This window comes from Pseudomonas sp. LBUM1651, from assembly GCF_059716135.1.
Map to the genome: position 1 here is coordinate 5348833 of NZ_CP166805.1, position 14264 is coordinate 5363096.

General features: G+C 58.1%; 13 protein-coding genes. 5 read left to right on the forward strand and 8 right to left on the reverse strand.

The window, feature by feature from the left end:
- Positions 1-122: 122 nt before the first annotated feature.
- The 3 genes from yjiA to ACA066_RS25075 all read right to left on the reverse strand — a co-directional run bounded on the left by yjiA (position 123) and on the right by ACA066_RS25075 (position 3536).
- On the reverse strand, positions 123-1094 hold the full coding sequence (gene yjiA, locus ACA066_RS25065) for a GTPase (RefSeq protein ID WP_497697042.1): 972 nt from the start codon (positions 1092-1094) through the stop codon (positions 123-125).
- A gap of 163 nt (positions 1095-1257) precedes the next feature.
- A complete protein-coding gene (locus ACA066_RS25070; protein WP_007895266.1) occupies positions 1258-1455 on the reverse strand; it encodes a YbdD/YjiX family protein in 198 nt (65 codons plus the stop codon).
- 14 nt (positions 1456-1469) lie between these two features.
- A complete protein-coding gene (locus ACA066_RS25075) occupies positions 1470-3536 on the reverse strand; it encodes a carbon starvation CstA family protein (protein WP_449438783.1) in 2067 nt (688 codons plus the stop codon).
- 159 nt (positions 3537-3695) lie between these two features.
- On the opposite strand from ACA066_RS25075, the gene ACA066_RS25080 reads away from it, so the two are divergent.
- On the forward strand, positions 3696-4064 hold the full coding sequence (locus ACA066_RS25080) for a PilZ domain-containing protein (RefSeq protein WP_497697043.1): 369 nt from the start codon (positions 3696-3698) through the stop codon (positions 4062-4064).
- A 97-nt stretch (positions 4065-4161) separates the two neighbouring features.
- On the opposite strand, the gene radA is transcribed toward ACA066_RS25080, so the two are convergent.
- Positions 4162-5529, reverse strand: coding sequence for a DNA repair protein RadA (radA, locus tag ACA066_RS25085; protein WP_008040321.1), 1368 nt, complete (start codon positions 5527-5529; stop codon positions 4162-4164).
- Positions 5530-6197: 668 nt separating this feature from the next.
- On the opposite strand from radA, the gene mscL reads away from it, so the two are divergent.
- Positions 6198-6614, forward strand: coding sequence for a large-conductance mechanosensitive channel protein MscL (gene mscL, locus ACA066_RS25090; RefSeq protein ID WP_497697044.1), 417 nt, complete (start codon positions 6198-6200; stop codon positions 6612-6614).
- Positions 6615-6655: 41 nt separating this feature from the next.
- On the opposite strand, the gene ACA066_RS25095 is transcribed toward mscL, so the two are convergent.
- Positions 6656-7432, reverse strand: coding sequence for a ferredoxin--NADP reductase (locus ACA066_RS25095; RefSeq protein ID WP_497697045.1), 777 nt, complete (start codon positions 7430-7432; stop codon positions 6656-6658).
- A gap of 337 nt (positions 7433-7769) precedes the next feature.
- On the opposite strand from ACA066_RS25095, the gene ACA066_RS25100 reads away from it, so the two are divergent.
- Together ACA066_RS25100 and ACA066_RS25105 are read left to right on the forward strand one after the other, a co-directional pair.
- Positions 7770-8501, forward strand: coding sequence for a helix-turn-helix transcriptional regulator (locus tag ACA066_RS25100; protein ID WP_497699959.1), 732 nt, complete (start codon positions 7770-7772; stop codon positions 8499-8501).
- A 164-nt stretch (positions 8502-8665) separates the two neighbouring features.
- Positions 8666-9790, forward strand: a complete 1125-nt coding sequence (locus ACA066_RS25105) for a methyltransferase (RefSeq protein WP_497697046.1) — start codon at positions 8666-8668, stop codon at positions 9788-9790.
- Positions 9791-9866: 76 nt separating this feature from the next.
- Here the strand turns inward: ACA066_RS25105 and ACA066_RS25110 are convergent, their stop codons facing one another.
- The 3 genes from ACA066_RS25110 to ACA066_RS25120 form a co-directional block, all read right to left on the reverse strand.
- On the reverse strand, positions 9867-10034 hold the full coding sequence (locus ACA066_RS25110) for a DUF2474 domain-containing protein (protein WP_461953138.1): 168 nt from the start codon (positions 10032-10034) through the stop codon (positions 9867-9869).
- Positions 10035-10123: 89 nt separating this feature from the next.
- Positions 10124-11131: a cytochrome d ubiquinol oxidase subunit II gene (gene cydB / locus ACA066_RS25115; protein ID WP_497697047.1), complete on the reverse strand. Its 1008-nt coding sequence runs from the start codon at positions 11129-11131 to the stop codon at positions 10124-10126.
- A 3-nt stretch (positions 11132-11134) separates the two neighbouring features.
- Positions 11135-12574, reverse strand: a complete 1440-nt coding sequence (locus tag ACA066_RS25120; RefSeq protein ID WP_497697048.1) for a cytochrome ubiquinol oxidase subunit I — start codon at positions 12572-12574, stop codon at positions 11135-11137.
- 408 nt (positions 12575-12982) lie between these two features.
- Here ACA066_RS25120 and ACA066_RS25125 point away from each other — a divergent pair, with 408 nt between their 5' ends.
- The gene (locus tag ACA066_RS25125; protein WP_497697049.1) at positions 12983-14221 is read left to right on the forward strand and encodes an MFS transporter; all 1239 of its coding nucleotides are present in this window, start codon (positions 12983-12985) and stop codon (positions 14219-14221) included.
- Positions 14222-14264 lie beyond the last annotated feature (43 nt).

Below are 14264 nucleotides of genomic sequence, written 5' to 3' on the forward strand. Positions count from 1 at the left end.
TAGATCCGCAGCATGAAAACCGGCCAGCGATGGCCGGTTTTTTTTCGTCTTGAATTTGTAGGAGCGAGCGGGCGGCGTTCCGACTTGCCCGCGAAGGCGTCATCACTGACGAATGAAATAATTCAATCCGCCGCTACCCGCGCAAACCCTTCCCGAATCTTCTCTTCCGGCAAATCATCGGCAATAAACACGATCACGCTTTCACGCGCCTCGCCGTCCGCCCATTCAGTATCCCAATCGAATCCGTACAACTTCAGGACACCCTGAAACACCATTCGCCGCGGCTCGCCAAGGATGTTCAGCACGCCTTTGTAGCGCAGCAGCTGCTTGCCATGATCTTCCAGCAGTTCGTTCATGAACTCGCTGAGCTTGTCGATATCCAGCGGCTTGTCAGTGCGCAGCACCAGGCTGGAAATGCGGTCGATGGAAGGCGCCTTGCTGACCGGGCGCAAACTCACGCCGCCACCAAGGTCGGCATTGAGATTGAAACCACGCACGTCGAGCAATTCGGCCAGGTCGATCTTGCCGTGGTCGACCACGCGGATGGGCGCGCGACGGTTGATGCGGGTCAGGCGTTCGCTTAACGCGGTGAAGGTTGGCTCGTCCACCAGATCGCGCTTGCTCACCAGCAAGCGGTCGGCGAAACCGATCTGCGCCTGGGCGATGGTTTGGGTCAGATGAGTGTCGGCGTGCGCCGCGTCGACCAGGGTGATGATGCCATCGAGGATGTAACGCTCACGCAGTTCTTCGTCGATGAAAAAGGTTTGCGCCACGGGTGCCGGATCGGCCAGGCCGGTGCACTCGATCACCAGACGGTCGAAGGCGATTTCACCGCTGTCCAGGCGTTCGAGCAGCAGGTACAGCGCCTTGGTCAGGTCGGTGTGGATCGTGCAGCAGACGCAGCCGTTGGACAGCGTCATCACCTGCACCGGCTCATCACCCAACAGCTGGGTGTCGATGCCGGCGTCGCTGAATTCGTTTTCGATCACGGCGATTTTCAGGCCATGCTCGGCTTTGAGCAGGTGGCGCAGCAACGTGGTCTTGCCGGCGCCGAGGAAGCCGCTGAGGATTGTTACTGGAATGGGAGAGGACAAACTGGATCTCCTGACTCACAAAATTAAAGTATCAACACAAAATAAATGTGGGAGCTAGCCTGCTAGCGATGGCGGACTGTCAATCAACAGTGATGTTGAATGTTCAGCCGCCATCGCTAGCAGGCTAGCTCCCACAGGGATTGCTGCTAATCCGACAACCGGATCAACAGCACTTCGGCCCACCCTTGCCACCGTAACGGGCTTCCTGACGTTCCCGGAAGAACATCTCATAACTCATCACCGGTTTGTCCGGGTGTTTGGTCTGCATGTGCTCGACGTAGTTGTCGTAGTCGGGCATGCCGACCATCAGGCGCGCGGCCTGACCGAGGTATTTACCGAGGCGACTCAGGTCATTGAACATCGTGCATTCCTCGATTACGCATCCGGCAGCGCCTGGAACGGTGCTTCTTTATCCGTACGCTCCTTGGTGCCCCAGGCGGAAATACCGACCTTGAGCGCATAGAACAGGATACTGAAGACCACAAACAGGAACAGCGCCGTCAGCGTTGCGTTGGTGTAGGCGTTGAAGATCACGTGTTGCATCTGAGTGATGTCCTTGGCCGGAGCGAGGATCTGACCGTTGGCCAGCGCATCGCTGTATTTCTTCGCCAGCGACAGGAAGCCGATCGCCGGGTTGGCGTCGAACAGCTTGATGAAGCCGGCCGTGGTGGTGCAGATCAGCAGCCATACTGCCGGCAGCATCGTGACCCAGACATAGCGTTGACGTTTCATTTTGATCAGCACGACGGTGCCGAGCATCAGCGCGATACCGGCTAGCATCTGGTTGGAGATACCGAACAGCGGCCACAAGGTGTTGATGCCGCCCAGCGGATCGATCACTCCCTGGTACAGCAACCAGCCCCACATCGCCACACAACCGGCGGTCGCGATCAGGTTGGCCGTCCAGGATTCGGTGCGTTTCAGCGCCGGTACGAAGGAGCCAAGCAAATCCTGGAGCATGAAGCGTCCGGCACGGGTGCCGGCGTCCACCGCAGTCAGGATGAACAGCGCTTCGAACAGGATCGCAAAGTGGTACCAGAACGCCATGGTGTTTTCACCGGGCAGGACACTGTGCAGGATCTGCGCGATACCGACCGCCAGGGTCGGCGCACCGCCGGCACGGGCGAGGATGGTGGTTTCACCGATGTCCTTGGCCACCGCTTGCAGCGCTTCCGGGGTGATTGCAAAACCCCAGCTGCTGACAGTTTGCGCCACAGCCACCACGTCACCGCCGACGACAGCGGCAGGGCTGTTCATGGCGAAATACACACCAGGCTCGATCACCGACGCGGCAACCATCGCCATGATGGCCACGAAGGATTCCATCAGCATGGCGCCGTAACCGATGTAACGGGCGTTGACCTCGTTATCCAGCAGTTTCGGCGTGGTGCCGGAGGAGATCAGCGCATGGAAACCCGAGACCGCACCACAGGCGATGGTGATGAACAGGAACGGGAACAGACCGCCCTTCCACACCGGGCCGGTGCCATCGACGAACTGGGTCAATGCAGGCATCTTCAGCTCTGGCATGGTGATCAGGATGCCGATCGCCAGGGCCACGATGGTGCCGATTTTCAGGAACGTCGACAGGTAGTCACGCGGCGCCAGGATCAGCCAGACCGGTAACGAGGCGGCCACGAAACCGTAACCGACCAGCATCCACGTAATCTGAACGCCATTGAAGGTGAACGCCTTGGCCCACACCGGATCGGCGGCAATCTGCCCGCCCAGCCAGATCGACCCCAGCAGCAGCAATACGCCGACCACGGAGATTTCACCGATGCGGCCAGGGCGGATATAGCGCATGTAGATGCCCATGAACATTGCGATCGGGATGGTCGCCATCACCGTGAAAATGCCCCACGGGCTTTCGGCCAGGGCTTTGACCACGATCAACGCCAGCACCGCGAGGATGATGATCATGATCAGGAAGCAGCCAAACAGCGCGATGGTGCCGGGGATGCGGCCCATTTCTTCACGGACCATATCGCCCAGGGAGCGGCCATTGCGGCGGGTGGACATGAACAGGACCATGAAGTCCTGAACCGCTCCGGCCAGCACCACGCCGGCAATCAGCCACAGCGTGCCGGGCAGATAGCCCATCTGCGCCGCCAGAACCGGACCGACCAGTGGCCCCGCGCCAGCGATGGCCGCGAAGTGGTGACCGAACAGGATGTGTTTGTTGGTAGGGACGTAGTCCAGACCATCATTGTTGAGCACGGCGGGGGTGGCCCGTCGCGAATCGAGTTGCATCACATTGTTAGCGATGAACAGACTGTAGTAACGGTACGCAACCAGATAAATGGCCACGGCAGCGACCACAATCCATAAGGCGTTGATCGCCTCGCCTCGGCGCAATGCCACTACGCCAAGGGCGCACGCTCCTACGATTGCCAGCAGCAGCCAGGGTAGGTGGCGTAGCAGGCTATTATTATTTTTCATTTTATGATTCCAGCCAGGGTGGACAAGAAAGACAGCCACCCCGAGTTTAGCGCTCCTGACGGTAAAGGCCATAGCCCGACATTGGTCGAGACGCTTGTGCTGGCTGGCAGGCTTTGACAATGCGGGTCTATAGTCAGCGGACATTCAGAGGATTGCGCCATGAGCGAACACCCTGCCGATCGCCGCCGCTTCAAACGTATTGAGTTCGATGCCCGAACCGAGCTGAGCCAAGGGGAGTTCATCTGGCCGGTGAAGCTGATTGACCTGTCGCTCAAGGGGCTGCTAATCGAGAAGCCAGAGCCGTGGTTGGGTAATCCAGACTGGCATTTCCTGGTTGATATTCATTTGAACGAAGACGTCGAGATCAAGATGGATGTGATGTTGACCCACGATGACCATGGCCAGCTCGGGTTCGTCTGCAAACACATCAGCCTGGAATCCATTGAGCGCCTGCGGCGGTTGATAGAACTCAACCTAGGCGATCCGCAGGAACTGGAGCGCGAATTGGGCGCACTTATAGAAGTGTGAACCTTACTTGTAGGAGCCGGCTTGCTGGCGATTGCGGCACACACGAACGCGCGTGAACTTCAATCGCCAGCAAGCCGGCTCCTACATGGGATTGTGTTTATTCGAAGAGTGCGTCGAGGGCCTGCTCCAGACGCGTCACGGCAATAATCTGCAACCCCGGCGGCGCCTCTTTCGGCGCGTTGCCCTTGGGCACGATGGCCCGTTTGAAGCCGTGCTTGGCGGCTTCTTTTAAACGCTCCTGACCGCTGGGCACCGGGCGCACCTCGCCAGACAAACCGACTTCGCCGAACACCAGCAGATCATGGGGCAATGGCCGGTTGCGCAAACTGGACATGACCGCCGCCATCAGCGCCAGGTCGGAAGCGGTTTCCAACACCTTCACGCCACCCACCACGTTGAGGAACACGTCTTGATCGTGGGTCGGAATGCCACCGTGACGGTGTAACACTGCCAGCAACATTGCCAGACGATTCTGATCCAGCCCCAGTGTGACCCGGCGCGGGTTGGCCAAATGGCTGTCATCCACCAACGCCTGGACTTCTACCAGCATCGGTCGGGTCCCTTCCCACGTTGCCATGACCACACTGCCCGGTACTTCTTCCTGAGCACGAGTCAGAAAAATCGCCGACGGATTGGAGACCTCCTTCAGCCCCTTGTCGGTCATGCCGAACACGCCCAGTTCGTTGACCGCACCGAAACGGTTTTTCACCGCCCGCAGCAAACGCAAACGACCATCGGATTCGCCCTCGAAATACAGCACGGTGTCGACCATGTGCTCAAGCACTCGCGGCCCGGCCAATGCCCCCTCTTTCGTCACGTGGCCGACCAGGAAAATCGCCGTACCGCTCTGCTTGGCGTAGCGCACCAGCAATGCCGCGCTCTCCCGAACCTGGGACACGCCGCCCGGTGCCGATTGCAGTTGTTCGGTGAAGATCGTCTGAATCGAGTCGATCACCATGACCTTGGGCTTTTCGACCCGGGCAGTGGCGATGATGGTTTCGATGCAGGTTTCGGTCATGACGCGCAGTTGATCCTGCGGTAATCCCAGACGCCGGGCGCGCATGGCCACCTGTTGCTGGGACTCTTCGCCGGTGACATACAGTGCTGGCATGCTTTTGGCGAGGTTGCACAAGGTTTGCAACAGGATGGTTGATTTGCCGATGCCGGGGTCACCGCCGATCAGCACCACCGAGCCGTCCACCAGACCACCACCCAAGACCCGATCCAGCTCGCTGGAGGCGGTGGAAAAGCGCGGGATTTCTTCGACACTGACTTCCGCCAGGGTCTTGATCTGCGCCTGTTGGCCGGTCCAGCCGGTGCGACCGCTGGGGGCCGCAGCACCGCCGCTCTCGACCATGGTTTCGGTCAAGGTGTTCCAGGCCCCGCACTCGCCGCACTGGCCGGCCCACTTGGGGAACGTTGAGCCGCACTCGGTGCAGCCGTACATGCGTTTGGCCTTGGCCATCTGAACTCCCGGCAAAAAACGCGATGATAGCTCAGCTGGACTGAATCGGCGCGAAGCCGTTCGCCCAATGAAACTTCAGCAGTAATTTATTCGATTGTCAGAAACATAACCTTCGAGTGACAGCCCCACAGAATTTGTACAACTTTTCGCATCGACAGTCCAAACCAGATCTGGATCGGACCAATCAATAACAAACAAAAGCTGTACAAGCCTTTTATATCTCGACAAGAGAACGTACAACATTACTTCCACAAGTAATTTCCAACAAAAACACACCAACTTACTGGCAATCTAATAGCACGCACAAATTGCCCACCCCCGAGATCTATACATTCAAACTAATAATGTAAAAGTCCTGAACCCTATTGTTCCTTGCAACAAGCCCAATACTGCATTCGCTGCGCCCCTCACAAACTATCAAGCGCCCCTCAATTGCGGTAAGCAGAGGCGAATGAGTGACGGACAGAGTGCGCTGGCGCTGATAGAGCCTGCCCCCCAGAGTGATCGGGTCAGTACGGAAAATCGCTCAGGAATGATGGCGTTTTGTAAACTTTTTCCCGAGGACCCGGTCGATAGCAGGCGAATGCTGTAAGCAGTTGTTTCGGGCGAGAAGTCTTTGACTGATTTACACTGCGTTACCAACCTCATCTGTAACAAGGAAATAGCCTATGGGCGTGATAAGTGAGTTCAAGGCCTTCGCGGTCAAGGGTAATGTGGTCGACATGGCCGTCGGCATCATCATCGGCGCCGCCTTCGGCAAGATCGTTTCGTCGTTTGTCGGCGACGTGGTGATGCCGCCAATCGGCCTGTTGATCGGTGGGGTGGATTTCAGTGACCTGGTCATTACGCTCAAGGCAGCCAACGGGGATATCCCCGCGGTGGTGCTGGCGTACGGCAAATTCATCCAGAGCATGATCGACTTCATCATCGTCGCGTTCGCAATCTTCATGGGCGTCAAAGCCATCAACCGCTTGAAGCGCGAAGAGGCCGTTACGCCAACACTGCCGCCTGTTCCAACCAAGGAAGAAGAGCTGCTGAGCGAGATTCGCGATCTGCTGAAGGCCCAGAACAATCGGCCTGAGTGACGTGATGCATTCAAGAACGGCGCCTTCGGGGCGCCGTTTTTTTACCAGTAGTTTTCCACCGCGACGTGTCCGGGGCGCCGGCTGAGGCTCAAGTGCATGCCGCGCTGTTTAAGCAGTTTGCGCGTGTCATCGATCATCTGCGGATTGCCGCAGAGCATGACCCGCGAATGCTCGGCCGTCAGCTCCACACCCGCCACCCGTTCAAGTTCGCCATTTTCTATCAGCGTCGTGATCCGGCCATTCAAGGCGCCCGGATGCTCCTCGCGTGTGACGGTGGCGATGAATTGCAGCTTGTGTGCGTACTCGGCCAGATAGTCGCGTTGCGCCAACCCCGAGATCAGCTCCTGATAAGCCAGCTCCCTGGCTTCACGCACGCTGTAGACCAAGATGATTCTTTCGAATTTCTCCCAGACTTCGAAGTCCTGCAGGATCGACAAAAACGGCGCCACGCCGGTGCCTGTGGATAACAACCAGAGATCACGTCCGTCAGCAAAACGGTCAAGCGTCAGGTAACCAAAGGCCTGACGGTCGACCAGCAGCGTATCCCACTCGCCCAACCGACTCAGCTCACTGGTGAACTCGCCGCCCGGCACTACAATGGAAAAGAACTCGAGGAATTCGTCATAGGGTGAAGAGACCATGGAATAGGCACGCCACACCGTGCTGCCATCGGCCTTGGTAACCCCCAGCCGGGCGAACTGCCCGGCACGAAAGCGAAAGCCCGGATCCCGAGTCGTGCGCAGAGTGAACAGGTTCGGGGTCAACCGCTGGACGTCGAGCAGGGTCTGGCGTGTGAATTTTTCTGCGCTGGCGGTCATGGGGCGCTCCATTGGACAGGTGGCTCCAGTGTCCCGCAAAACATGCGAATTAAACACTGACGGTTTGTAGTGCTTTTAATACGCTTTCAAACACACCCATCGCCAGAAAACATTAACTTTACTGACCATTCGGTTAATTCACGCGATTCACATTAAAGCTGTCATTCAATGCTCATCCTATCTACACCTACATTATTAGAACCAGATATTTAGTTTTTAACCCGCTAACAAAGCCAAAAAGTCTCACCATACATGTAGGATTCATCCTACACTCGTTGCGTGCTGGATCTCGGGTCCAATTAGCACCCCAGAGAAGACTGGATAATGGAGATACATGATGGAACGGTGGAAGGAGTCACAACTTACCCAACTGTCGTACACGACCGACATAGAGAACGCGTACCGGATTGCACTTGGATTTGCGAAAAACATCGGGTTTAAATTTTTCGCCTTTTCAACTACTTATCAAACGAAAAACAACCAGGTCAATACTATCCGGCGCAACAATTATCCTGCCGACTGGAACAACGAATATGAACAAAAGAATCTGAGATCAATAGATCCCGTAGTAGCCCATTGCAATCAATCCATGTTGCCAATTCTGTGGAGCGAAAACCTTTTCTCCAAGGTTCCTTCACTGTGGGAGGCCCTTGTAGCGCAAGGTTTGGAGCATGGCTGGTCACAATCGTTTCACGACGAAGAGAGTGGCCTGTGCAGCATTTTGAGCCTGGCCAGGAGCCATTGTCCGATCACGGCAATGGAGCTGTATGAAAATCTTGGCTTCTCAGTGTTCATGTGCAGTCATCTCCATGCGTTGGTCGCACAATCGCTGCCCAAGAGATCGGCGAAACCGACAACCCCGCATCTATCGCCCCGGGAAATCGACGTTCTGGAACTGGCGGCAGCCGGCAAGACGGCAGAAGAAAGCGCGAGAATTCTTAATCTGAGCGCACGAACCATCCATTTCCACATTCAAAGTTCGATCGATAAACTCGGGGTCAGCAACAAGATTGCGGCCATTATCGCCGCCCTCAAGGCTGGCTACCTCAACCGCACCTCGATCCGTTGACCGGTTAAAACCTGCGAGTAATCCAAAAGAAAAAAACGTACCATCTGCGACGCCTCCAGAGTGTTGACGTGTGAACCTTCACGACGCAGTACACTTGGACGGTCTCGCCCGCTACAACGCCCCTGGGCCGCGGGAAACCCGTTGATTACCCAGAGCCCCGCCCCATGCCTTTGCTCGAAACACCCTTCGCCCGCCTCGACCTGATCCGCCAGCCCGAACAGCAGAACGAACCGCTGCAAGCGTTTGATGCCGCCGACGAATACCTGCTCAATCATCTGGCCGAACAGCAACCGAGCGCGAACACCCGTGTGCTGGTGCTCAATGACAGCTTCGGCGCATTGGCCGCCAGCCTGGCAGGCAAGGTTCAGGTGACCACCAGCGGTGATTCGTTCCTGGCCTTCCAGGGCCTGGAAAAGAACCTGATCCGCAACGGCCAGGCATTTGATACCGTGCCGAGCGTACCTGCCAGCGAAGCAGTCACCGGCCCGTTTGACCGGGTGCTGATCCGGGTACCGAAAACCCTGGCCTTGCTGGAGGAGCAACTGATCCGCCTGCAAAACCAGCTGGCACCCGGCGCCCAGGTGATTGCCGGTGCCATGATCAAGCATCTGCCTCGTGCCGCCGGGGATTTGCTGGAACGCTATATCGGTCCGGTGCAAGCATCATTGGCGGTGAAAAAGGCCCGGTTGTTGATCGCAACGGCCGAAGCCAAAGCTCCCGCGACGTCCCCCTACCCGACCCGCTATCGACTCGACACACCGTCCATCGAACTGCTCAACCACGCCAACGTGTTTTGCCGGGAAGGCCTGGACATCGGCACGCGGGCGTTTCTGCCGCACTTGCCGACGAACCTCGGCGCGGCGCGGGTCGCCGATCTCGGTTGCGGCAACGGTGTACTGGCCATCGCCAATGCCCTGCTAAATCCCGAGGCGCACTACACGCTGGTGGACGAGTCCTTCATGGCTGTGCAATCGGCCGCGGAAAACTGGCGCGCAGCGCTGGGTGATCGAGACGTGATTGTGCGTCCCGGTGACGGTTTGGCCGGGCAGGAACCACAATCATTGGACGTGGTGCTGTGCAACCCGCCGTTTCATCAGCAGCAAGTGGTGGGTGACTTTCTGGCCTGGCGGATGTTCCAGCAAGCCCGGGAAGCGCTGGTGGTGGGCGGCGCGCTGTATATCGTCGGCAATCGTCATCTGGGTTACCACAGCAAGCTGGCGCGGTTGTTCCGTGGTGTTGAACAAGTGGCGGCCACACCGAAATTCGTGATCCTTAAAGCCCGAAAATAATTCCGGGCAAAAAAACCCTCCAGCGCAGGAGGGTTGCAAATCCGTGCCGCAAGGCATCGGGATGGGATCTTGCGAATCAGTGCGTCGACAGGCCTGCGGCATTCATGAACATGCGCATCAGGCTCGCGACGATGAACAGCGCCACCACGCTGCCGGTCCAGATCATCGCCAGCCAGCCGAGTCGCTGCCACAACGGTTTTTTCTCTGCTGCTTCGATTTCCTGCAAAGTGTGTTTGGTGGTCATTGCTTTCTACCCTCTCGTTAAGATTGATGGTGTCTGTTCTGACGCCATCGCGAGCAAGCTCGGCTCCTACAGGTTCGGTGTAATGGCGGCTAGTGGTAGCCATCTTCGTGGGTGACCTTGCCGCGGAACACGTAGTAGCTCCAGAAGGTGTAACCCAGGATGAACGGGATGATGAACAGTGTTCCCACCAGCATGAAACCCTGACTCTGCGGCGGTGCGGCGGCGTCCCAGATCGAGATCGACGGCGGCACGATGTTCGGCCACAGGCTGATGCCCAGACCGCTGTAACCGAGGAAGATCAGCACCAGTGTCAGCAGGAACGGCGTGTAGTTCGCATTGCGGGCCACGGCGCGAATAAGGCCGTACATGGTCACCAGCACCAGAATCGGCACCGGCAGGAACCAGAACAGATTCGGCAGCGTGAACCAGCGCGCGGCGATCTCGGCATGAGCCAGCGGCGTCCAGATGCTGACGATGCCGATCACTGCCAACACCACGAAGGCCAGCGGCCGCGCCAGGTCATGCATCTGCTTCTGCAACTTGCCTTCGGTTTTCATGATCAGCCAGGTGCAACCAAGCAACGCATAAGCCACCACCAGTGCGACACCGCAGAACATCGTAAATGGCGTCAACCAGTCCAGTGAACCACCGGCGAACTGACGGTTGACCACCGGCAATCCATCAATGAACGCACCCAGGGCCACGCCCTGGAAGAACGTCGCGGCGATCGAACCACCGATGAACGCTTTATCCCAGAGGTGGCGTTTGTCGTCCTTGGCCTTGAAGCGAAACTCGAACGCCACACCGCGGAAGATCAGCCCGATCAACATGAAAATCAGCGGCAGGTACAGCGCCGAGAGCACCACCGAATACGCCAGCGGAAAGGCGCCGAACAACGCCGCGCCCCCCAGAACCAGCCAGGTTTCATTGCCGTCCCACACCGGTGCGACGGTGTTCATCATCACGTCACGGTCGGTCTTGCCCGGGATGAACGGAAAGAGAATCCCGATCCCCAGGTCGAAACCGTCCATGACCACGTACATCATGATGCCGAAGATGATGATCACGGCCCAGATCAGCGGAAGATCAATACCCATGATTCAAATCTCCTTTTGCAGGCTGGGGTCGTGGTCGGTATCGGCGGAATCGTCGGCGGCGGATAGCGGACGGGCCGGCGTACGTTTCTTGCCTGGACCGCCATCGGGCGTTTCCGCGCCTTCGTCGATCTTCGGCCCTTTGCGCACCAGACGCATCATGTACCCCAGGCCGGCCCCGAACAGCGCGAAATAGACCACAACGAACAGGATCAGCGTGATGCTCATCTGCATGAAGCTGTGATTGGACGACGCGTCTGCCGTGCGCATCAAACCGTAGACCACCCACGGCTGGCGACCGATTTCAGTGGTAAACCAACCGGCGAGGATCGCGATCAGGCCGGACGGCCCCATCCACAACGCCAGGTACAGAAACGGTCGCGAGGTGTACAGCTTGTCGCGCTTGCGCAGCCACAGGCTCCACAAACCGGTGAAGATCATCAGCATGCCCAAGCCGACCATGATCCGGAACGACCAGAAAACGATGGTCGAATTCGGCCGGTCTTCAGGCGGGAACTCCTTGAGCGCCGGCACCTGCTTGTCCAGCGAGTGCGTGAGGATCAGGCTGCCCAGGTACGGGATTTCAACGGCAAATTTAGTTTTCTCAGCTTTCATGTCCGGCCAACCGAACAGGATCAGCGGAGTCGGTTCATCGCCGTGGTTTTCCCAGTGGCCTTCGATCGCCGCGATTTTCGCCGGTTGGTGCTTCAACGTGTTGAGGCCGTGGAAGTCACCGATGACCGCCTGAATCGGCGCCACGATCAGGGCCATCCACATGGCCATCGAGAGCATGGTGCGGATCGCCGGGTTGTCCTTGCCGCGCAGTAAATGCCAGGCCGCCGATGAACCGACGAAGAACGCCGTCGCCACGAACGCAGCCGTTGCCATGTGCATCAGGCGGTACGGGAACGACGGATTGAAGATCACCGCCAGCCAGTCGGTTGGAATGACCTGGCCGTTGATGATTTCGTAGCCCTGCGGGGTCTGCATCCAGCTGTTGGAGGCGAGAATCCAGAAGGTCGAGATCAGCGTGCCGATGGCGACCATGACCGTGGCGAAAAAGTGCAGGTTGCGCCCGACCTTGTTCCAGCCGAACAGCATGACCCCAAGGAACCCGGCTTCGAGGAAGAAGGCCGTCAGTACTTCATACGTCAGCAACGGCCCGGTCACGGAACCGGCGAAGTCCGAGAATCGGCTCCAGTTGGTGCCGAACTGATAGGCCATGACCAGCCCGGAGACCACGCCCATGCCGAAGTTGACAGCAAAGATCTTCGACCAGAAGTGGTACAGGTCGCGGTAGGTATCGTTGTGGGTTTTCAGCCACAAGCCTTCGAGTACCGCCAGGTAACTCGCCAGACCGATGGTGATGGCCGGGAACAGGATGTGGAACGAGATGGTGAACGCGAACTGAATTCGGGCGAGATCAAGCGCCTCCAAACCGAACATAAGTCTTCCTCTGTCAGGTAATACCGGCTGAAGGCTGCGGCCTGCACCCACTGCCCCCATGGATATGGAGTGTGGCGAATTTGAATTCGTTCTTCTTTTACCAACATCACACGTAGGGAATCTGGCCATGTGGCCGCCGGATCAATTCCAGAAAGGTTTTGATCTGGATCAAGCATGGCTGAAAGAGTAGTCCGGTTTTTGGTGATGGACGGTGTGGTCTTTTGCCGCGTGACAGGTTGTCTCATAGGTCAGGCATTCCGATAAATCCCCTCAGCACGGGCTCGCCCCCACAGGGGGATTTGCGCGTTTTCCGGATCGGTGTCTAGCTAATGAATTTCCCGCCCTTGCAACTTCTGGTTACAGGTTGGTGATAATCTCGAGCCTCCCCTCGCTCAAGATTTGCCTGAGATGCCCAGCCAAGCGCCCTTGCTGTTACGTCATCACCGCCCTTTCATCGCGTTCTGGCTGGCTCGGGTGTTTACCGCCAGCGGCTTTCAGATGCTCACTGTCGCCATCGGCTGGAACCTGTATCAGCTGACTGGCAACGTGCTGGATCTGGGACTGGTCGGCCTGGTGGAATTTGCCCCGCGGGTGCTGTTCATGTTGCACACCGGGCATGTCGCCGATCGCTATGACCGCCGCAAAGTCGCGGCCATCTGTCAGTCACTGCAGGCGTTGATTGCGCTGACGTTGGCGATTGGCGGCGCCACCGGCCACGTCACCCGGGAAATGATCTTCATCCTGGCGTTTCTGCTCGGCGCCGCGCGCTCCTTCGAGATGCCGACCACCCAGGCGCTGCTGCCCAGCATCGTTCCCTCTGCGTTGTTCCCCCGCGCCGTCGCCGCCGCACAGTCGGCGCAACAATCGGCAACCATCGTCGCCCCGGCCCTCGGTGGTTTGCTATATGCCTTCGGCAGCGTCTGGGTCTACGGGCCGACCGTGATCCTTTATGTGATCGCCTGCCTGTTGATGCTCAACCTGCCCGCCCGGCAAACGCCACTGAACAAAGGCAAGGCGACCCTGGATTCGCTGCTGGCGGGTATCCGTTTCATTCGCAGCCGTCCGGACATTCTCGGCGCAATTTCCCTCGATCTGTTTGCCGTTCTGTTGGGTGGCGCGACGGCGTTGCTGCCGGTGTTCGCCAAGGACATTCTGCTGACCGGGCCGTGGGGGCTGGGCCTGCTGCGTTCCGCTCCAGCAGTCGGTGCGTTACTGATGTCGCTTTGGCTGGCGCGTTTCTCGGTGGATCGCAAGGTCGGTCGGGTGATGTTTACCGCTGTGGGTGTGTTTGGCGTCGCGACCATCGCGTTCGGTCTTTCGACCTCGTTCTGGTTCTCACTGGCCGTGCTGGTGGTGTTGGGCGCGGCAGACATGATCAGCATGGTGATCCGCGCGTCCTTCGTTCAGCTGGAAACACCGGATGAAATGCGCGGCCGGGTCAGCGCTGTAAACGGCCTGTTCATCGGCGCTTCGAATCAGTTGGGCGAGTTCGAATCCGGCCTCACCGCCCACTGGTTTGGCACCGTGCCGGCGGTGGTCATGGGCGGCATCGGCACGCTGGTGGTGACCGGGGTGTGGATCAAGCTATTCCCGACGTTGGCCAACCGTGATCGCATGCATGTGCCGGCGGAGGAAGCCAGGGTTTGAAGCAGGGGTAGAGCACAAATTTGCCGACCGTGTGCAATACATA

Excerpts from the sequence above, each read along its gene's own strand:
- ACA066_RS25125 (WP_497697049.1), top strand. The coding sequence starts at position 12,983 with ATGCCCAGCCAAGCGCCCTTGCTGTTACGTCATCACCGCCCTTTCATC.
- ACA066_RS25100 (WP_497699959.1), top strand. The coding sequence starts at position 7,770 with ATGGAACGGTGGAAGGAGTCACAACTTACCCAACTGTCGTACACGACC.
- mscL (WP_497697044.1), top strand. The coding sequence starts at position 6,198 with ATGGGCGTGATAAGTGAGTTCAAGGCCTTCGCGGTCAAGGGTAATGTG.
- ACA066_RS25105 (WP_497697046.1), top strand. The coding sequence starts at position 8,666 with ATGCCTTTGCTCGAAACACCCTTCGCCCGCCTCGACCTGATCCGCCAG.
- cydB (WP_497697047.1), bottom strand. The coding sequence starts at position 11,131 with ATGGGTATTGATCTTCCGCTGATCTGGGCCGTGATCATCATCTTCGGC.
- ACA066_RS25075 (WP_449438783.1), bottom strand. The coding sequence starts at position 3,536 with ATGAAAAATAATAATAGCCTGCTACGCCACCTACCCTGGCTGCTGCTG.
- ACA066_RS25120 (WP_497697048.1), bottom strand. The coding sequence starts at position 12,574 with ATGTTCGGTTTGGAGGCGCTTGATCTCGCCCGAATTCAGTTCGCGTTC.
- ACA066_RS25080 (WP_497697043.1), top strand. The coding sequence starts at position 3,696 with ATGAGCGAACACCCTGCCGATCGCCGCCGCTTCAAACGTATTGAGTTC.
- ACA066_RS25095 (WP_497697045.1), bottom strand. The coding sequence starts at position 7,432 with ATGACCGCCAGCGCAGAAAAATTCACACGCCAGACCCTGCTCGACGTC.
- ACA066_RS25110 (WP_461953138.1), bottom strand. The coding sequence starts at position 10,034 with ATGACCACCAAACACACTTTGCAGGAAATCGAAGCAGCAGAGAAAAAA.
- radA (WP_008040321.1), bottom strand. The coding sequence starts at position 5,529 with ATGGCCAAGGCCAAACGCATGTACGGCTGCACCGAGTGCGGCTCAACG.
- ACA066_RS25070 (WP_007895266.1), bottom strand. The coding sequence starts at position 1,455 with ATGTTCAATGACCTGAGTCGCCTCGGTAAATACCTCGGTCAGGCCGCG.